18 protein-coding genes and 1 tRNA gene are annotated in these 18,716 nt (G+C 67.2%); 10 read left to right on the top strand and 9 right to left on the bottom strand.

All coding sequences use genetic code 11. The features are described 5' to 3' along the window. Window positions 1-92: 92 nt before the first annotated feature. The gene (cysQ, locus tag DK368_RS02030; protein WP_114391864.1) at window positions 93-878 is read right to left on the bottom strand and encodes a 3'(2'),5'-bisphosphate nucleotidase CysQ; all 786 of its coding nucleotides are present in this window, start codon (window positions 876-878) and stop codon (window positions 93-95) included. A 495-nt stretch (window positions 879-1,373) separates the two neighbouring features. Between cysQ and DK368_RS02025 the strand changes: the two genes are divergently transcribed. Beyond that, window positions 1,374-2,111, top strand: a complete 738-nt coding sequence (locus DK368_RS02025) for an SOS response-associated peptidase (protein ID WP_114391863.1) — start codon at window positions 1,374-1,376, stop codon at window positions 2,109-2,111. A gap of 14 nt (window positions 2,112-2,125) precedes the next feature. Next, window positions 2,126-2,611, top strand: coding sequence for a thermonuclease family protein (locus DK368_RS02020; RefSeq protein ID WP_240002292.1), 486 nt, complete (start codon window positions 2,126-2,128; stop codon window positions 2,609-2,611). Window positions 2,612-2,649: 38 nt separating this feature from the next. On the opposite strand, the gene DK368_RS02015 is transcribed toward DK368_RS02020, so the two are convergent. Then, window positions 2,650-2,916: a GlsB/YeaQ/YmgE family stress response membrane protein gene (locus DK368_RS02015; protein ID WP_114391861.1), complete on the bottom strand. Its 267-nt coding sequence runs from the start codon at window positions 2,914-2,916 to the stop codon at window positions 2,650-2,652. Between the two features lie 201 nt (window positions 2,917-3,117). Then, window positions 3,118-3,192: transfer RNA gene (locus tag DK368_RS02010), tRNA-Val, on the bottom strand. A 219-nt stretch (window positions 3,193-3,411) separates the two neighbouring features. Here DK368_RS02010 and DK368_RS02005 point away from each other — a divergent pair. After that, window positions 3,412-4,278, top strand: a complete 867-nt coding sequence (locus DK368_RS02005) for a DUF3108 domain-containing protein (RefSeq protein ID WP_162305820.1) — start codon at window positions 3,412-3,414, stop codon at window positions 4,276-4,278. A 26-nt stretch (window positions 4,279-4,304) separates the two neighbouring features. Here the strand turns inward: DK368_RS02005 and gph are convergent, their stop codons facing one another. Further along, window positions 4,305-4,994: a phosphoglycolate phosphatase gene (gene gph / locus DK368_RS02000; protein WP_114391859.1), complete on the bottom strand. Its 690-nt coding sequence runs from the start codon at window positions 4,992-4,994 to the stop codon at window positions 4,305-4,307. Window positions 4,995-5,085: 91 nt separating this feature from the next. On the opposite strand from gph, the gene glmU reads away from it, so the two are divergent. From glmU to gorA, 4 genes are all read left to right on the top strand, one after another. Next, on the top strand, window positions 5,086-6,447 hold the full coding sequence (glmU, locus tag DK368_RS01995; protein WP_114391858.1) for a bifunctional UDP-N-acetylglucosamine diphosphorylase/glucosamine-1-phosphate N-acetyltransferase GlmU: 1,362 nt from the start codon (window positions 5,086-5,088) through the stop codon (window positions 6,445-6,447). Window positions 6,448-6,575: 128 nt separating this feature from the next. After that, complete coding sequence (gene gabD, locus DK368_RS01990; RefSeq protein WP_114391857.1) at window positions 6,576-8,063, top strand: NADP-dependent succinate-semialdehyde dehydrogenase; 1,488 nt, start codon at window positions 6,576-6,578, stop codon at window positions 8,061-8,063. Between the two features lie 326 nt (window positions 8,064-8,389). Then, window positions 8,390-8,791, top strand: coding sequence for a response regulator (locus DK368_RS01985; protein ID WP_114391856.1), 402 nt, complete (start codon window positions 8,390-8,392; stop codon window positions 8,789-8,791). A gap of 193 nt (window positions 8,792-8,984) precedes the next feature. After that, on the top strand, window positions 8,985-10,361 hold the full coding sequence (gorA, locus tag DK368_RS01980; protein WP_114391855.1) for a glutathione-disulfide reductase: 1,377 nt from the start codon (window positions 8,985-8,987) through the stop codon (window positions 10,359-10,361). A gap of 51 nt (window positions 10,362-10,412) precedes the next feature. On the opposite strand, the gene gmk is transcribed toward gorA, so the two are convergent. Together gmk and DK368_RS01970 are read right to left on the bottom strand one after the other, a co-directional pair. After that, on the bottom strand, window positions 10,413-11,090 hold the full coding sequence (gene gmk, locus DK368_RS01975) for a guanylate kinase (RefSeq protein WP_114391854.1): 678 nt from the start codon (window positions 11,088-11,090) through the stop codon (window positions 10,413-10,415). Window positions 11,091-11,152: 62 nt separating this feature from the next. Then, window positions 11,153-12,022 carry a YicC/YloC family endoribonuclease gene (locus DK368_RS01970; protein WP_114392086.1) on the bottom strand — a complete coding sequence of 290 codons (870 nt, stop codon included), beginning with the start codon at window positions 12,020-12,022 and terminating at the stop codon, window positions 11,153-11,155. Window positions 12,023-12,215: 193 nt separating this feature from the next. Here DK368_RS01970 and DK368_RS01965 point away from each other — a divergent pair, with 193 nt between their 5' ends. Then, window positions 12,216-12,980, top strand: coding sequence for an SDR family NAD(P)-dependent oxidoreductase (locus tag DK368_RS01965; RefSeq protein ID WP_114391853.1), 765 nt, complete (start codon window positions 12,216-12,218; stop codon window positions 12,978-12,980). 34 nt (window positions 12,981-13,014) lie between these two features. On the opposite strand, the gene DK368_RS01960 is transcribed toward DK368_RS01965, so the two are convergent. Together DK368_RS01960 and DK368_RS01955 are read right to left on the bottom strand one after the other, a co-directional pair. Then, complete coding sequence (locus DK368_RS01960) at window positions 13,015-13,614, bottom strand: class I SAM-dependent methyltransferase (protein WP_114391852.1); 600 nt, start codon at window positions 13,612-13,614, stop codon at window positions 13,015-13,017. A 271-nt stretch (window positions 13,615-13,885) separates the two neighbouring features. Beyond that, entirely contained in the window at window positions 13,886-15,778 is a 1,893-nt protein-coding gene (locus DK368_RS01955) for an ABC-F family ATP-binding cassette domain-containing protein (protein WP_114391851.1), read from the bottom strand. A 168-nt stretch (window positions 15,779-15,946) separates the two neighbouring features. On the opposite strand from DK368_RS01955, the gene ndk reads away from it, so the two are divergent. Both ndk and DK368_RS01945 read left to right on the top strand, forming a co-directional pair. Beyond that, a complete protein-coding gene (gene ndk / locus DK368_RS01950) occupies window positions 15,947-16,369 on the top strand; it encodes a nucleoside-diphosphate kinase (RefSeq protein WP_114391850.1) in 423 nt (140 codons plus the stop codon). A 318-nt stretch (window positions 16,370-16,687) separates the two neighbouring features. Then, window positions 16,688-18,262 carry a GGDEF domain-containing phosphodiesterase gene (locus DK368_RS01945; protein WP_114391849.1) on the top strand — a complete coding sequence of 525 codons (1,575 nt, stop codon included), beginning with the start codon at window positions 16,688-16,690 and terminating at the stop codon, window positions 18,260-18,262. Between the two features lie 87 nt (window positions 18,263-18,349). On the opposite strand, the gene DK368_RS01940 is transcribed toward DK368_RS01945, so the two are convergent. Next, a complete protein-coding gene (locus DK368_RS01940; protein WP_114391848.1) occupies window positions 18,350-18,574 on the bottom strand; it encodes a hypothetical protein in 225 nt (74 codons plus the stop codon). Window positions 18,575-18,716: the final 142 nt, after the last annotated feature.

Raw genomic sequence — 18,716 nt, 5'->3', positions numbered from 1 at the left:
TCCGGGTGATAGGCCGAGCTTGGACCGGGTTTCCTACCCGGGGATTAACCACGGCGCCGCCAAAGGGGTAGTGGCCGGGAAAAACTGCCGGCCTATCCTTCTGCGTGTCGTCCCCGGCCGCGGGCCAGGAAATGCGGGTTGAGGAAGCCCGGCTTGCCATAGCGCAGCGTCTGACCGTCCAGCGTCTCCACCGCGCCGCCGGCCGCGGCCAGCACGGCATGGCCGGCCGCCGTGTCCCATTCGCAGGTGGGCCCCAGCCGCGGATACAGATCGCCGTCGCCCTCGGCGATGCGGCAGAATTTCAGCGAGCTGCCGGCGGCCAGCCGCTCCTTCACGGCATAGTCCTGCAAGAAGGCGCTCAGGGCCTCGTTGTCGGCGTGGGAGCGCGAGGTCAGCACCGTCAGCCCGTCCGCCGGGGCCGGCCGCGCCCGGATCGGCCGGTCGGGCTGGCCGGGATCGCTGCGCACGGCACCCTGGCCGACGATCCCGGCATAGAGCACACCGGTGACCGGTACCTGCACCACGCCCAGCACCGGGCTGCCCGCCCGCACCAGGGCGATGTTCACGGTGAATTCGCCGTTGCGCTTGATGAATTCCTTGGTCCCGTCCAGCGGGTCGACCAGCCAGAACAGGCCGGCCGACACGTCCGGCACGATGCCGGCGGCGCTGGCCTCCTCCGACACGATGGGGATGTCCGGGGTCAGGGCGCGCAGCGCCGGCAGGATCACCGCCTCCGCCGCCGTGTCGGCCGCCGTCACCGGGCTGCCGTCGGCCTTGCGCCGGGCCGTGGCCCCGGCCTCATACTCCACCAGGATGGCCCGCGCCGCGGCCTCGGCCGCCGCACGCACCGGCATCAGCAGGGAGGACAGGTCTGGCATCGGCGGGGTCCATCGGTCGGGGGCGTCCGGCCGACCATAGCCGCCCCTTGCCGGTGATAGAAGACCCCGCGTCTTCCGCCGGCGGCCTGTGGTCCCGGCCGCCGGCACGGGGCCGCCGCCGTCTTCTGCCTGCCCGGCGGCGCGCACAGGTCCGTCATTGGACAAAAATCCTAAAATATGGTTTCCTGCTCCGGGGGTCATGAACGTCTGGTCAGTTTCGAGCGGGAGTAAAAGACATGGTTTTCAGCTTAACGCACCAAAGGCGACCGGAAACGAAAATCCGTTGCGTTTGTCACCTTAAGGAAAATAGTCATAGTTTTTCAAGGGGGTAACAGGCGACATGCGGGACGGCCGATGTCACTTTAGTCGCCCTTGGGTCGCCTTATGTCGCCTTTGGTCGCTTCAGTGTCGGCTCTGGTCCGGCGGCGACGCGCCGGCATTCCGGCGGCGTCCTCGGGCTGCTACTGTGACGCCGCAAACCAGGGGACACGGGTGATGTGCGGACGGTTCGTTCAGGCAACGCCGGTGGCGGAGCTGGCCCGGCTGTTCGGGTTCGGCGACCTGCCGAACCTGGAGCCGCGCTGGAACGTGGCGCCGACGCAGGATATCGCCGCCGTGACCCGCGATGCCGGCGGGCAGCGGCATCTGCAGCGGCTGCGCTGGGGGCTGGTGCCGGCCTGGGCCAGGGAGCCCGGGATCGGGTCCCGCATGATCAATGCCCGCGCCGACGGGGTGGCGGAGAAGCCGGCCTTCCGTTCGGCTTTCCGCGCCCGCCGCTGCCTGATCCCGGCCGATGGCTTCTATGAGTGGCAGGCGGCCGGGGGGCGGGCGGGCCGCAAGCAGCCCTTCTACATCCTCCCGGCGGACAGGGCGGCCATGCCGGTCCTGGCTTTCGCCGGCCTGTGGGAAAGCTGGACCGGACCCGCATCGGCGCCTGCCGGCGCGGCGCCGGACCGTCCGCTGCGCACGGCCACCATCATCACCACGGACGCCAACGGGACCATGCGCCGTCTGCACGACCGCATGCCGGTGGTGCTGGACCCGGCGGACTGGGCGGCCTGGCTCGATCCGGCCACAGCACCGCGGGATCTGCTGGCGCTGCTGTGCCCGGCACCGGAGCATGTCCTGACGCTGCGGCCGGTGTCGCCGCGGGTCAATTCCGTCCGCACCCAGGGGGCGGACCTCATCCAGCCGGCGCCGCCGCCGGTGGATGAGGCGCCACGGCTGCTATGACGCGTCGGATCGGCATGGTTCTGCTGCTGCTGTCGCTGGTGTCACCGGCCGCGGCGGAGACGGTGAAGGGCAAGGCCACGGCCAAGGAAGGGGATCTGGTCAGCGTCAGCGGCCAGGATATCCGGCTGTTCGGCATCGACGCGCCGGACAAGGAGCAGCGCTGCAAGAATGTGCGCGGCGTGGAGTATGACTGTTTTGAGCTGGCGCGCACGGCGCTGGAGCGGCTGATCGGCGGCCAGCCCGTGGACTGCACGCTGAAGCCGTCGCCACCGGCGCAGAAGCTGGGGGTCTGCACGGCGGGCGGGCGCGACCTCGCCGCGCTGATGGTGCTGACCGGCTATGCCCTGGCCTATCGGCCCGTTGCCGACGACTATACGGCCGAGGAGGTCAGAGCCATGTCCTACCGTCGGGGCCTGTGGGCCGGCCGGGTCGAGCCGCCCTGGCTCTGGCGCTCCCGCCAGCTGGCCGACAAGGCGGCCGGCCGGCAGAAGACCCCCTGACGCCGGGTGGGTCTGCGCCGGCCAGCCTGTGCCGCCCGTCAGTAGGTGGTGGTCGTGGTCCGGCGGCCGGCAATCATACGGTAAATGGCCAGCAGGATGACGGCACCGATGACGGCACCGATGAAGCCGGCCCCCTCGCCGGCGCGGTACCAGCCGATGGCCTGACCCAGATAGGTGGCGACAAAGGCACCGGCAATGCCCAACAGGGTGGTGATGATGAATCCACCGGGGTCGCGGCCCGGCATCAGGAACTTGGCCACGATGCCGGCCAGCAGGCCGATGATCAGCGTGACGATGATATCCATGTCGATCTCCCGCGTTCTCCGTCCGGGTCCACTGCCCGTATCGAACGCAGCAACGGCGGAAGACTGGAAAGGGTTCCTTGCCGATGGATGCGGGGCCGATGGACGCGGGCCGATGGATGCGGGATGAAGCGGATATGACAAAACCGCCACAGGCGCTGTGCCTGGGCGTTGTCTCACCCTGATTTTCAGGAGGGGTTCGGATGGTGGGCGCGGTAGGGATTGAACCTACGACCCCCGCCGTGTGAAGGCGATGCTCTCCCGCTGAGCTACGCGCCCATCCGACCGTCGTGCGGTGTGGGCGGGCTTATAGGGCGCCGCCGGGGGGGCTGTCAACGCCCAAATCGAAAAAAAGTTCATCGGTGGGCCGGACGCGGGGGCATGCCCCGGTCCGCCCTGTTTTCCCCATGCCGCTGTTGTGTCCGGCACAGTCGTGCCTATGTTGATGGGCCTGTCTTGATACGATGTATCGCGCCGCCGACAGAGGAGAACGAAGCCATGGTCAGACCCATCCTCGCCGTTCTGACCCTGCTGGCGGCAACGCCGGTCCTGGCGCCGGCTCTGGCGGAGGACGGGCAGCCGCAGCCCGGCGATCTGCGGCTGGGCTATGCGGTCTATGTCGGCGGCCTCCATATGCTGGACGCCACCGCCCATCTGGGCATGGCGCCGGACCGCTACCGTATCGGCCTGCAGGCGGCCACGGACGGGTTCCTGGGGCGCGTGGCCGACTGGCGCACCGATGTGCTGGCCACCGGGCAACTGGGACAGGGACCGCTGCCCAAGCCCGATCTCTACCGTTCGGTCGGCGCCTGGCGCTCGCAGCCGCGCAACACGACCCTGACCTATGATGCCGAGGGCGTGCCGGCCCTGACCGTGGCCGAACCGAAGCCGGAGGAGGATCGGGAGCCGGTGCCCGCCAGCCTGCTGCCCCACACGGTCGACCCGCTCTCGGCCATGGTGGCGGCCCTGGTCTCGGTGGCGGCGGGGAAGGATTGCGGCGTCACCGTGCCCGTCTATGACGGGCGCCAGCGCTACGATCTCTCCTTCCTGCCCCGGGGTGACGAGGTGCTGCCGGCATCCGACCTGTCCAGCTTCGCCGGCCCGGCCAAGGCCTGCGGCCTCGACTACAAGCCGCTGGCGGGCCGCTGGAAGGAGCAGGACAGCCGTCGCGACCGGGATGAACGGCAGGGACGGTCGGGGCGGGGGGGCGACGTCACCTTCTGGCTGGCCCCGCCACGTCCCGGTGCCCCGCCGGTTCCGGTGAAGATGCAGGCGGACAGCCCGCTCGGCCCGGTGCTGGTGCATCTGGCCAGGGTGGAGATTGTGGGCCGGCAGGCCGACGCCACCGCCGCGTCCGGTCCCTGAGGACCGCTGGTCTGGCGGCGAGGGGTTCAGCCCGCCGCCAGACGGGCCAGCGCCTCCGGCAGGGCGGCGAACTGCTCGATGACCAGATCGGCGCCAAGCTCGGCCACCGGCATGCGCGGATAGCCATAGGCCACGGCGATGACGGGGATGCCGGCGGCGCGGGCGGCGGCCACGTCGTTGGCATTGTCGCCCACCATGACGGCCCCGGCCCGGGTCTGGCCCAGCCGCTCCATGGCCCAGAGCAGCGGGGCCGGGCTGGGCTTGCGCTCCGCCAGCGTATCGCCGCCGACGACGGCCCCGAACAGGGGCGACAGCCCCAGCTCCGTCAGCAGCAGCCGGGTGACCGAGCTGGGCTTGTTGGTGCACAGCCCCAGCCGGTGGCCGTCGGCGGCCAGGGTGCGCAGGGTTTCCGGCACGCCGGGATAGAGCGATTCGCGGCTGGTGGGCACGTCGGCATAGAGGGTGACGAAACGGTCCACCGCGGTCTTCAGGTCGTCGCCGGCCAGGGTGACACCGTTGGCGGCGAATCCGCGTTCCACCAGCTTCGGTGCGCCATCGCCGATGAACTGGCGCACCTGAGTCGGCGTGACCGGCTGAAGGCTGTACTCGGCCAGCAGGGCATTGAGGCCGGTGCCGATCTCATCGGCGCTGTCGATCAGGGTGCCGTCCAGGTCGAACAGCACGGCGGGGAAACGGTCCAGGGCGGAACAGGGCATTTTCATGGTCCGGGTCAGGTGACGGTGGCAGCGGACGGGAGAGTGTGGCAGCAAGTGCGGATGCTGTAACCGCTGAAACCGACTGCGTGCCATGACCCAGCGTCCGATCGCCTGTGTGATCCTTGCCGCCGGCAAGGGAACCCGCATGAAGTCAGCCCTGCCCAAGGTGCTGCACCCCCTGGGGGGTAAGCCCATGGTCGGGCATGTGCTGGATGCCGCCGCGGCGCTCGACCCAGACCGCATCATCGTCGTGGTCGGTCCCGGCATGGACAGCGTGGCGAAGGCTGTCGCCCCCCATTCCACCGTGGTGCAGCAGCGCCAGGCCGGAACCGGCGATGCCCTGGCGGCGGCCCTGCCGCTGCTCGACGGATTCGCGGGCGATGTGCTGGTGCTCTATGGCGATACCCCGCTGATCCGCCCGGAGACCCTGCGGGCCATGATCGCCGCCCGCCGGGGCGGGGGGGATCCGGCCGTGGTGGTCATGGGCATGCGTCCGGCCGATCCCGGCAGCTATGGCCGGCTGCTGCTGGGGTCCGATGGCGGGCTGGAGCGGATCGTGGAGTTCCTGGACGCCTCGCCGCAGGAGCGGGCCGTCGGCCTGTGCAATGCCGGCTTCATGGCCTTCGACGGGGCGCGTTTGCCGGCCCTGATCGCCGGCATCGGCAACGACAATGCCAAGGGCGAATATTACCTCACCGATGCCGTGGCCGTGGCCCGTGGCCGTGGCTGGCGCTGCGCCGTGGTCGAAGGGCCGGTGGAGGATGCGCTGGGCGTCAATTCCCGGGTGGAACTGGCGGGCCTCGAGACGATCTTCCAGGGCCGCATGCGCCGCGCCGCCATGGAGAACGGGGCCACCCTGCTGGACCCGGACACGGTCTATTTCTCGGCCGACACCCGCCTGGGGCGGGATGTGCTGGTGGGGCAGAATGTGGTGTTCGGTCCCGGCGTCCGCGTGGAGGACGGGGCGGAGATCAAGCCCTTCTGCCATTTCGAAGGGGTGGTGGTGAAAGCCGGTGCCCAGATCGGCCCCTATGCCCGTCTGCGTCCGGGTACGGTGGTGGGCGAGGGCTGCCATATCGGCAACTTCGTGGAGTTGAAGAACACCAATCTGGGCGCGGGTGCCAAGGCCAACCACCTCAGCTATCTCGGTGACAGCGATGTGGGCGGCGGCAGCAACATCGGTGCCGGCACCATCACCTGCAACTATGACGGCTTCCTGAAGCACCGCACGCGGATCGGCGGCGGGGTCTTCGTCGGCTCCAACAGCACCCTGATCGCCCCGGTGACGCTGGAGGACGGGGCCTATGTGGCGGCGGCCACGGTGGTGTCGAAGACGGTTCCGGCCGACAGTCTGGCCATCGCCCGTGTCCCGCAGGAGAACAGGATCGGCACCGCTGCCCGCCTGCGCGAGCGCAAGCGGGCGGAGAAGGCGGCGAAGGCGACGAAAGGCTGACGGTGCTTGCCGGCGGCCGGCCGGAAGGGGTTCCGGCATGGCAGCCCCCGCGTTAAGGTCCTGTCAGAAGCCGAAGATGCCGCCCACCTTGCGGCAGATCGGACGCCTTAACCTGGGAAGAATGCACCATGGACCGTCATCTCTCCGATGCCGTCGGCCGCCTGGGCTTGAAGGACCCCGGCCTGTTCCGCCAGCAGGCCTTCATCGCCGGCCGTTGGGTCGATGCCGACAGCGGCAAGACCATCACCGTCACCAATCCGGCCACGGCGGCGACGCTGGGCACCGTGCCGGACATGGGGGCGGAGGAGACCCGCCGCGCCATTGCCGCCGCCAATACGGCCTGGCCAGCCTGGCGGGCCAAGACGGCCAAGGAGCGGGCCGGCATCCTGCGCCGCTGGTTCGAACTGATGCTGGCCAACCAGGAGGATCTGGCCCGGCTGATGACGGCGGAGCAGGGCAAGCCCCTGGCGGAAAGCCGGGGCGAAATCGCCTATGCCGCAAGCTTCCTCGAGTGGTTCGCGGAGGAGGGCAAGCGCGTCTATGGCGATGTCGTCCCCACCTTCAAGGCCGATGCCCGCGTGGTGGTGGTGAAGGAGCCCATCGGCGTCACCGCCGCCATCACGCCCTGGAACTTCCCGGCCGCCATGATCACCCGCAAGGCCGGCCCGGCCCTGGCCGCCGGTTGCCCCATGGTGATCAAGCCGGCATCGGCAACGCCTTACAGCGCCCTGGCCATGGCGGTGCTGGCGGAGCGGGCTGGCGTTCCGGCCGGCATCATCAGCGTCGTCACCGGGTCCGCCCGCGCCATCGGCGGCGAGATGACCGCCAACCCCATCGTGCGCAAGCTCTCCTTCACCGGCTCCACCGAGATCGGCAAGGTGCTGATGCAGCAATGCGCCGGCACGGTGAAGAAGGTCAGCATGGAGTTGGGCGGCAATGCGCCGTTCATCGTTTTCGACGATGCCGATCTCGATGCCGCCGTGAAGGGGGCCATCGCCTCGAAGTACCGCAATGCCGGCCAGACCTGCGTCTGCGCCAACCGCATCCTGGTCCAGGATGGGGTCTACGAGGCTTTCACCCGCAAGCTGGGCGAGGCCGTCCGTGCCCTGAAGGTCGGCAACGGTGCCGATGACGGCGTGCTGATCGGGCCGCTGATCGACAGGGCCGCTGTCGAGAAGGTGGAGGAGCATATCCAGGACGCCGTGGCCAAGGGCGCCAGGATCGCGCTGGGCGGCAAGCGGCACGGCCTGGGGGGCAGCTTCTTCGAGCCGACCATCCTGACCGACGTCACCACCGCGATGAAGGTGGCGCGCGAGGAGACGTTCGGGCCACTGGCGCCGCTGTTCAAGTTCAGCGACGAGGCGGAGGCTATCCGCATGGCCAACGACACCGAGTTCGGTCTGGCGGCCTATTTCTACAGCCGCGACATCGGCCGGGTCTGGCGGGTGGCGGAAGCGCTGGAGTACGGCATCGTCGGCATCAACGAAGGCATCATCTCCTCCGAGGTCGCCCCCTTCGGCGGCGTCAAGGAGAGCGGGATCGGCCGGGAAGGCAGCAAGTACGGGATCGAGGATTATCTCGAGATCAAATATCTGCTGATGGGCGGCTTGAAGTAACGGACGGTCAAGCGGCCAGTGTCCGGGCGTGGCTGCTACGGGTGGCCACGCCCGGCATCTTTGCTGCGGCACAGCGCGGGAGGCGGTGTGCCGTTTGGATTGCCGCCTGGATTGCGGCCTGTGCATGGGCAGGCGTGTTTGTTCCCTGCCATTAAGCGGCATCCCCCGGTCCAATCGCACCGCCCCTGCGAGGGGCTACCCCATCCGGCGGCGAAAAGGCGGCGCCGAAGAGGACCGCCGAATGCTCAGGTGACGTTGGCCTGCGCCGCCCGGAAACTCATCCTCGCCACATTCCGGCCTGTCGTAACCGCGAAAGTGAGGGGATCATGTCCGAGCAGCCTCGAGTCCTGATCGTCGAAGACGATGCGGTAACGGCGCTTATGTTGCAGAATCTGCTGTCCAACATGGGCTGCCAGATCTGCGGACTGGCGTCGACCGCGCCGCGTGCCGTGGCCCTGGCCGATTATCACCGTCCCGATGTCGCCCTGGTCGATGTCCGCCTGGCCAAGGGGACGGACGGTTTGGCCGCCGCGCGTGAGATGCGGTACCAGCTGAAGCTGGACGTGCTGCTGATGACAGGCTGGCAGATGGATGCCGGCGCGGACGATGCCGATGATCTGCCGCTGATGCAGAAGCCGCTGGATCCGGCCAAGGTGGAGGATGCCGTGCGCCAGATGCTGGCCCGGCGCCATCCGGCGCTTGCAGAACCGGTCCTGGCCCGGGCCTGACCGCGGGCCGTCGCTGCGACGCTCTCGCTGCCGGGCGGAAATTGTCGTGCGCGGTGGGGATTCGCTGCCGCGGTGACAAGGGGAAAAGGAGACGGGCAGCCGCATGGCTTGCCCCGGTGCGGCGGGCTGGACGAAGCCGACCCTCTATTGCAAGTAAGAAAGGAGATCCACGATCCAGGCCGGGAGAGACGCCGTGGCAGCCTATGATTTCGACCTCTTCGTCATCGGTGCCGGGTCCGGCGGCGTCCGCGCGGCCCGGATCGCCGGCCAGCACGGGGCGCGGGTCGCCATCGCTGAGGACCGCTATTTCGGGGGAACCTGCGTCAATGTCGGCTGCGTTCCCAAGAAGCTGCTGGTGAACGCCGCCGAATATGCCTACGGCTTCGCCGATGCGGCCGGCTTCGGCTGGAACGTGGGGGTGACCAGCCACGACTGGACGGCTCTGCAGGCGGCTGTCGCCAAGGAGGTGGGGCGGCTCAACGGCATCTATCGCCGGCTGCTGGAAGGGGCGGGTGTCTCGATCTTCGAGGGCCGCGCGGTCCTGACCGATGCCCACACCGTGGAGGTGGCCGGCCAGCGGATCACGGCTGAACGGATCCTGATCGCCACGGGCGGCTGGCCGGAATTGCCGGACCAACCCGGCGCGCGTGAGTACGGCATCACTTCCAACGAGGTGTTTTCCCTGCCCGTGTTCCCCAAGCGGCTGGTGGTGGCCGGCGGCGGCTATATCGCCACGGAGTTCGCCTGCGTCTTCAACGGGCTGGGGGCCAAGGTCACGCAGCTCTACCGCGGCAAGCAGATCCTGCGCGGCTTTGACCGCGATATCCGGGAGTTCGTCTCGGAAGAGATCCTGAAGACCGGTGTCGATGTCCGCTACAACACCGTCATCAACCGCATCGAGAAATCGGGCGACTGTCTGCTGGCGACGCTGTCGGACGGCAGTGTTCTGGAATGCGATGCCGTTCTGTACGCCATCGGCCGGCATCCCATGAGCCGGGGACTGGGGCTTGAGGAGGTGGGTGTCGAGCTGGACGGCACCGGCGCCGTCAAGGTCGACGAGCATTACCAGACCAGCGTCCCGTCCATCTACGCCATCGGCGACGTCACCAACCGCGTGAACCTGACGCCGGTGGCGCTGAACGAGGGGCATGTGCTGGCGGACCGCCTGTTCGCCGGGCTGGAAGGGCGGGCGGTGAACTATGACAACATCCCGACCGCGGTGTTCTCGCTCCCGCCGGTGGCGACCGTCGGTCTGACCGAGGAGCAGGCCAGGGCCAGCGTTGGCGCCGTCGATATCTATCGCAGCAGCTTCAAGCCGATGCGGCATCAGCTGTCCGGACGCGACCAGCGGACCATGATGAAGCTGGTGGTGGAGCGGGCGACGCAGAAGGTGGTGGGCTGTCACATGGTCGGAGCCGACACGCCGGAGATGATCCAGGGCATCGCCGTGGCCATGAATGCCGGGGCGACCAAGCAGACCTTCGACCGGACCATCGGTCTGCATCCGACGGCGGCGGAGGAATTCGTGACCATGCGGACGCGGGCGCCTGACCCGCTGCCGCAGGACTGAACCGCGGCGGCGGCAGGAAGCCCCAGCCGTCGGCCGGGGCTTCGTTCAGGATTACAGACCGGCCTGGAGGCCGCGCACGAATTCACTGAGGCCGATCTGGCGGCGGCGGCGCAGCCGTTCGGCCTGGAGGATGGCGCGGACGGCGGCGACCGATTCCTCCACGTCGCGATTGACGATGACATAGTCGTATTCCGACCAGTGGCTCATCTCGTCATTGGCCTTGGCCATGCGCTTGGCGATGACCTCGGCGCTGTCCTGGGCCCGCCCCGTCAGCCGCCGTTCCAGTTCGCGGGCGCCGGGCGGCAGAATGAAGATGCTGACCAGATCGTCGCGGGCGGCTTCCTTCAGCTGCTGCGTGCCCTGCCAGTCGATGTCGAACAGCACGTCCTTGCCGGCCTGGAGCGCCTGTTCCACGGCGGATTTCGGCGTGCCGTAGTAGTTGTCGAACACTTTGGCGTGTTCCAGCAGATCGCGCCGGTTCACCATCATGTTGAACTCGGTGGGATCGATGAAGAAATAATCCCGGCCATGCACCTCGCCCGGCCGCATGGCACGGGTGGTCACCGAAACCGACATGGACAGGTTGGCGTCCAGGTCCAGCATGCGGCGGGAGATGGTGGTCTTGCCGGCGCCGGACGGCGACGACAGCACCAGCATCAGGCCCCGGCGGTGGATATGGCCGGGCAGGCTGTCGGTATCGGCAGGAACTGTGCTGGAAAAGCTGGACATGGATGGATCGCCGGGGCTGGTCGGTTGAACGGAAAAGAAAGGGCGCGGCCTGCGGCGGCCGCTTACTCGATATTCTGGACCTGTTCGCGGAACTGTTCGATGGTCGCCTTCAGGTCGAGACCGATGCGAGTCAGGTCCACGTCGGCCGATTTGGAGCAGAGGGTGTTGGCTTCGCGGTTGAATTCCTGGCAGAGGAAGTCCAGCCGGCGGCCGACGGCGCCGCCATCGGCCAGCAGCGCGCGGGCCTGGGCCACATGGGCGCGCAGCCGGTCCAATTCCTCCCGCACATCGGCCTTGGCGATCAGCAGGGCGGCCTCCTGGGCCAGGCGCTCTTCCGGCAGCGCCGGCAAGGCCTCCAGCAGGGCCTGAACCTGCTGGCGCAGCTTTTCGCGGATGGCGTCGGGTTGCAGAGAGGCCGTATCGGCCGCCGCCGCGGTCAGCCGCTCGATCTCATCCAGGTGGGTTGTCAGCACGGCCAGCAGATGGCCTCCCTCGTCCAGGCGGGCCGTGACCAGCCGTGACACCGCCTCGCCCACGCTGCCGATCATGGCGGCTTCCAGCGCGGCACGGCCATCGTCCGACTCCGCGGTCTCGACCGTGTCGATGACACCGCGGACGGACAGAAGCGCGTCGATCCGGGGGCGTTCGGCGCCGGCGCCTTCGATCTCGCGCGCCAGATCGATGATCTGTGCCAACAGCTCCCGGTTGAGACGCAGCGGTGCGGCCGTGGCGGAGCGGGTGACGGAGAGGCCGACACTGACATTGCCGCGCTTGAGCTGCCGGGCCACCTCGGTGCGCGCGGCTGCCTCCACAGCATCGTAGCCCGTGGGAACCCGGCAGCGCAGGTCCAGGGTCTTGCCATTGACGCTCTTGATCTCCACCGTCCAGTGCGTCGTGCCATCGCTGCCCTCGGCACGGGCGAACCCGGTCATGCTGGCGATCGGACTTTTGGTGGAAGGCGTCTTGCTGGTCACCGGACTCTCGATTTGGTTAGGGAGGCAATGCTAAATCCGGTTTATAGCGGTCGTGTCCGCCCACAACAAGTCGGCGTGGATCGTCGGGAGGCGGCCGGACGATGCCTCATCATCGGTGGCCGTATCCCGCCGCACTGGACATGGGAGCATCATGCGCGATCCACACTCCATCCTGATCACCGGCGGTTCCAGTGGAATCGGGGAGGCGCTGGCGCTGGCCTATGCGGCACCCGGCATTCGTCTTTTGCTGACGGGGCGGGACGCGCAGCGTCTCCACGCCGTGGCAGACGCATGCGAAAGCAGGGGAGCCGTGGTCGAACGGGCGGTGCTGGACGTCACCGACCGGCAGGCGATGGCGGCATGGCTGCAGGCGCAGGACGACCGCCATCCCATCGATCTGGCCATCGCCAATGCCGGCATTTCGGCCGGGACCGGGGATGGGGGGGAAAGCGAGGAACAGGCGCGGTCCATCTTCGCCGTCAATCTGGACGGGGTTCTGAACACCGTGCATCCGCTGATCCCGCGCATGCTGGCGCGGCGGCGGGGGCAACTGGCCCTGATCAGTTCATTAGCCGGGTTCCGCGGCCTTCCCGGCGCGCCGGCCTACTGCGCTTCGAAGGCGGCGGTCCGGATCTATGGCGAGGCGTTGCGCGGGGAACTGGCCGGACAGGGGGTGCAGGTCAGTGTCGTCTGCCCTGGCTTCGTCCGCTCCCGCATGACGGCGGTCAACCGCTTTCCCATGCCGTTCCTGATGGATGCGGAGCGGTCAGCGGCCATCATCCGGCGGGGCCTGGCGGCCAATCGGGCGCGCATCGCCTACCCGTTCCCGACCTATTGTGTCAGCTGGCTGCTGGGTGTACTGCCGCCGGCCCTGACCGACCGTCTGCTGGCGGCCGCGCCCCGGAAGGGTGGATGACCCTTTCCGGGGTGTCTGCTTCCACGCTGTCCGATCAGGCTTTGCGGAAGCCCCAGACGCTGGCCGGCGGGATATTGGCCACGGTGAAGCCGACCCGGCGTCCGGTGATGCCCAGCGGCTTGCGCTTCAGCGGCGAGCGGGCGGAATAGGTATAGGCCAGGAACTGCCGGTCATCCGGCATGATCTTGAAGATCTCGTCCACGATGACCCGCTGGGCTTCGAGCGGGATCAGGATCATGGGAATGCCAACGACGACGGTGCCCACCTTGCCGATGAACTGCGAGGGGATCAACTGGCGCACGTCGCGCACATCGCCCTCGACGATGTTCACATCGGGGAAATGCTGCCGCAGATAGGCGGCCAGTTCCGGATCGCGCTCGATGGTATAGAGCCGCGACGGAGGTACGCCGCACTCCACCAGCGCCTTGGTGATGGCTCCGGTTCCGCCACCGAACTCCACCACGATCTCATCGGGATCGCGGCGCACCTGACGGGCGATCAGCCGGGACAGCGACGGGGAGGAGGGGGTGATGGAGGCCATCGAGAGCGGATTGGCCATCCAACGCTTGAAGAACAGCCAGGCAGGATGGGGCGCCTTGCCAGCGGTGGCGGCCTCAACACGATCGAGCGGCATCGGGTGGATGGTCCCTGATATCGTTGGGAATGAAGGGCGGTCCAGAGATGGCATGGGCACCAGCACATTGCAATGCTTTGGCCGGCGCGCCCGTCTGCGACGGAGGTCCCGATGGCAAACCCGCCGGACCGCGTCCGGGTTCCCATCGCTGCCCGTGATGGGGCAACTGTTTGTGCAGGAATGCAAGCCCGCATGTAGGCGTCTGCAGTTGCAGCCCATGCGGATCAGGCGTGATGGATTAGCAAGAGCCGGTTGCCGACAGCATGTGCGCTCAGAGCGCGGCAGCGGCTTTCGCCTGCTCCAACTGCTCCGAGAGGTCCAGCCATTCCATCTCCGCGGCCTCGACGTCCCGACCGATGGTCCCCAAATCGATCTGCAGCGCGGAAACCCTGTCCGACGGGCCGGTGTAGAGCGTCGGGTCGGCCAGTTTGGCTTCAATGGCCGCCTTTTTCGTATGCAACTGGGTCAGGCGCTTCTCCACTGCCTCGACTTTCCGGCGCAGCGGCGCCAGCTGGGCACGGAGCTCGGCCGCTGCCCGCCGCTCATCCTTGCGGTTGGTCTTGCTGCTGTCCGCATCCTTGTCGGCGCGGGCTTCGGCCCGGGCCTTTTCCAGCAGCAGGCGCTTGTAATCCTCCAGATCTCCGTCAAAGGGCTTCGCCGTCCCGTCATTGACCAGCCACAGCCGGTCGGCCGTCAGCTCGATCAGATGGGGGTCGTGGCTGATGACGATGACGGCTCCTGCATAATCGTTCAGGGCCTCCACCAGCGCCTCGCGGCTGTCGATGTCGAGATGGTTTGTGGGCTCGTCCAGCATCAGGATGTGCGGCGCGTCGCGGGTCATCAGGGCCAGCAGCAGCTTGGCCTTTTCGCCGCCGGACAAGGCGCCGATCCTGGTTTCGGCCTTCTGCTGCGCCAGCCCGAACCGCCCCAGATGGCCACGCACGGACGTCTCATGGGTGTTCGGCGGCATCACCGCCGCCAGCTGCTGGATCGGAGTCCAGTCCAGGTTCAACTCGTCGGCCTGATGCTGGGCAAAATAGCCGACACGCAGCTTGCCCGAGCGCCGGATCTCGCCCGCCATCGGGGCCAGACGCCCGGCCAGCAGCTTGACCAGGGTCGACTTGCCGTTGCCGTTGGCACCCAGAAGGGCGATGCGGTCATCGGCATCGATTCGCAGCGAGACCTTGCGCAGCACCGCCCGGTCGTCATAGCCGATGCTGACATCGTCCACGGCGATCAGGGGGGGCGCCAGTTCCTCCGGCGACGGAAAATTAAAGCTGACGGGCGTGTCGTCGATGACCTGGATGCGGGGACCCAGCCGTTCGATGGCCTTCAGCTTGCTCTGCGCCTGGGTGGCCTTGCTGGCCTTGGAGCGGAAGCGGTCGACGAAGGCCTGGAGATGGGCGCGCTGCGCGTCCTGCTTGGCGGCCTGGGATTTGAGATTCTCCAGCCGCTGTGTGCGGACGCGGACGAAGGTGTCGTAATTGCCGCTATAGGCCGTGAGCTTCAGCTGGTCCAGATGGACGATGCTGGTGGGAACCTTGTTCAGCAGTTCCCGGTCGTGGCTGACGATCAGGATCGTGTGCGGGTAGGATTTCAGATAATCCTCCAGCCACAGGGTCGCTTCCAGATCCAGATGGTTGGTCGGTTCGTCCAGCAGCAGCAGGTCGGGCTGGGTGAACAGCACGCCGGCCAGAGCCACGCGCATGCGCCAACCACCGGAGAAGTCGCTGCAGGGACGCGCCTGGGCCGCGGCATCGAAGCCGAGACCGGACAGGATGCGGGCGGCGCGCGCTTCCGCGGAATGGGCCTGGATATCGGTCAGACGGGCGTGGATCTCGGCGATCCGCGTCGGGTCGGTGGCGGTGTCCGCCTCGGCCAGCAGGGCCGTGCGCTCGGTGTCGGCCGCCAGCACCGTCTCAATCAGAGTCATGGTGCCAGCCGGGGCTTCCTGCCGGACCCAGCCCACCCGGGCCCCGGCGGGCAGGGTGATGCTGCCGCCATCCGGCTGCAACTCGCCGCCGATCAGGCGCAGCAGGGTCGATTTGCCGGTTCCGTTGCGACCGACCAGGGCCACACGGTGTCCGGCGGGGACGGTCAGCGACGCCTGATCCAGCAGCAGGCGCCCGGCGATGCGGAAGGTGAGATCGGTGATTTGCAGCATGCCCGGCTCTGTAGCATAGAAGGCGGGGGCGGGCGAGGGGGCCTCGAGGGCCTGCCGGCCGCTCCCGTGCGGTGCGCCCTGATGTCGGCGCACGAATCCCGGTTGCGGCGGACGCCGGCCACGGATATAAGGCCGCAGCTTTTTCAGCGTTTTTTACGGAGATGAATCATGGCGATCGAACGGACGCTGTCGATCCTGAAGCCCGATGCGACCCGCCGCAACCTGACGGGCAAGATCAACGCCCGCTTCGAGGAAGCCGGTCTGCGCATCGTTGCCCAGAAGCGCGTGCAGCTCACCAAGGTCCAGGCCGAAAAGTTCTACGACGTTCATCGTGAGCGCCCCTTCTTCGGTGACCTCGTCTCCTTCATGATCTCGGGCCCGGTCGTGGTCCAGGTGCTCGAGGGCGACAACGCCGTGGCCCGCAATCGCGAGATCATGGGCGCGACCAACCCGGCCAATGCCGCTCCGGGCACGATCCGCAAGGACTTCGCCGAGAGCATCGAGGCCAACAGCGTTCATGGCTCGGACAGCCTTGAGAATGCGGCCCGTGAGGTTGCTTTCTTCTTCTCCGAGATCGAGATCGTCGGCTGATTTCCAGCCCTCATCTCCCGAGTGCGAAAGGGCTGCCGGTCAATCCGGCGGCCCTTTTTGTTTTTCCGCAACATTATCTTTTCCCAACATGGATATAATGTGGTTCGTTTCCAGTGATCGATTATATAGTTTCCTGTCATGGGATGAATGTGAAGCCAGGTGAGCGCGATTAATTCTTGGTTAATGTTCTGGTATTTCGGCCGGACATATACGTCAGATTTGCAGATGTTTTATTCATTTGTGCCAGACTGCTGATGCTGACGCGAGGATGCGTCAAATCCGGGGGAGGGACCCGGACGGCTGATCTGGAGTGCGGGAATGTGCAATGCGGAGCAATGGCTGGAGCTGATGCTGCAGGCCGGCCTTCATCCCTGGGTTCTCCAAGGCGACATGTTCCGTATGCCGACCCGGCCGCCCGATATGGCGACCAGCCCTGTCTGGCAGACCGATTGGTCCTTACGTGAACTGTTCGGCGACGAGGCCGCTGCCGTCCGCACCTGGGCTGGCGGTGAGGGGCCGACCAAGGCGAGTTTTCGGCTGCGCGGGATTGACGGCGGTGGCTCGATCCTGCTGATCCGCGGGCCCAGGCTTGCCGACGGTGTGTTCGGGTCCGTCTGCCAGCAGGGACCCCATCCCGGACGGCGCCTGTTCACCGACGATCTGACCGCGGCCATGGTCGCCGCGGCACGGCGGGGCGAGGACATCGCCCTGGTGCTGTTCGGCGTGCGTGATTTCGATCTTGTCCGCGATGGTGTTGGGCACTTGGTTGCCCATCGTGTCATCGGCGACATTGCCGACCGGCTCCGCCATGCCACCGCGTCCGGGCGTGTCTATCGTCTGGATGGCGGAGGCCTTGCCATCATCCTGGAAGGGGTTCCCTCCGGTGATATGGCGCTCTACCGAATCAGTGCCTTGGTTGACGAGGTCTTTTCCACACCGGTGGAGGTGGACTGCATGCTCCACCGCTTGTCCGGCCGCGCCGGCTTCGCGCTCTATCCTGCCGACGGGGCCTGTGTCGACGATCTGCTGCATGCGGCGACCCTGGCCTTGTCCATGGCCATGCGCTCGAAGCAGAGCCTGGCCATCCGTGTGGACCCGGACTGGGTGGCACGGGGCCGGGAGGATGTTGTCCTGGCGGCCGAAATGGCGGAAGCGATGGCCAGGCGGCAATTCCGCTTCCATCTCCAGCCCATCATCGATCTGCACAGCGGGGCTGTCGTCTCCGCCGAGGCGCTGGCCCGCTGGTCGCATCCCGAGTTGGGCAATATCGCGCCAGCGCGATTCGTCCCCCTGGCCGAGCGGCAGGACATCATGCTGGATATGACCATTGCCATGATGCGCGGCTTCAGCCGCGACGCGGCCGAGTTCAACCTGCCGCCGCTGCGCATCGCCATCAACCTGCCGCCGGAGGATTTGAGTCCCGGCCGTATCCAGCGCCTGTTGAATGCGATCCATCATGAGGATCTGCTGCCCCTGGACCGTCTGACGTTGGAGATCACGGAATCCGGGATGATGAATCATGCCGACGAGGGGATCGCCACAACCGTGGCCGCCTTGCGCGGGCAGGGTGTGAAGATCGCCATGGATGATTTCGGCACCGGCTACAGCTCGTTCGCCACCTTGGGCAGCCTGCCGATCGATATCCTGAAGATCGACCGCAGTCTGGTGTCCGATGTGCACCGGCGGCCCGAGCGCCAGCGCATTCTCTCCGCGATTTCGCTCATGGTTGCACCCCTGGGCATGCTGACGGTGGCCGAGGGGCTGGAATGCGTGGAGGAAAAGGAGATGGTGCAGTCGCTGGGGATCGACAGAGGGCAGGGCTATTGCCTTGGTCGCCCCCTTGATGTCCCCAGTTTCGTGCGCTTCTGCGCGGAGCGGCGGGTCCAGCTCTGAAGTCGGGTTCCGCTCCCCCGGGCACGCAAAAAGGTGAGCTATGGCACAGCCGTCGGCATCGCCAACGGCTGTGCGCAGTTCGGGGCGTCAGATTTTGCCCAGCACCGCGGAAACGATGGTCGCGATGAAGCCAAGGACCATCAGGAACAGGGCATAGCCCCATCCCACGAAGAAGTGCAGCAGGAACATCAACAGGATCAAGGTCACGAAGATGATGGCGACGGTCGTGAAGCGCGTGAAGGACTGCCAGCCTTCCGCGTGTTCGCGGACGATCTTCTCGCTGACCACCGGGGCGGTATGGGTGCCGGCCATGGTTGTGAACTCCCCGAATCTGTTTGTATTGACCGCAGATATCAGGGTGTAAGCAAGGCGTGCCGTCTTGACAAGATGCATGTGGCGGCAAACGGTGCGTGCCAGCATCAATTCCGCCAGCGAAGCAAATGGCCGCGTCTGC

This window comes from Oleisolibacter albus (genome assembly GCF_003336875.1).
GTDB classification, from domain to species: Bacteria; Pseudomonadota; Alphaproteobacteria; order Azospirillales; family Azospirillaceae; genus Niveispirillum; species Niveispirillum album.
Note: the sequence above shows the minus strand (reverse complement) of the source record. Positions and strands in the feature narration are given on the sequence as shown.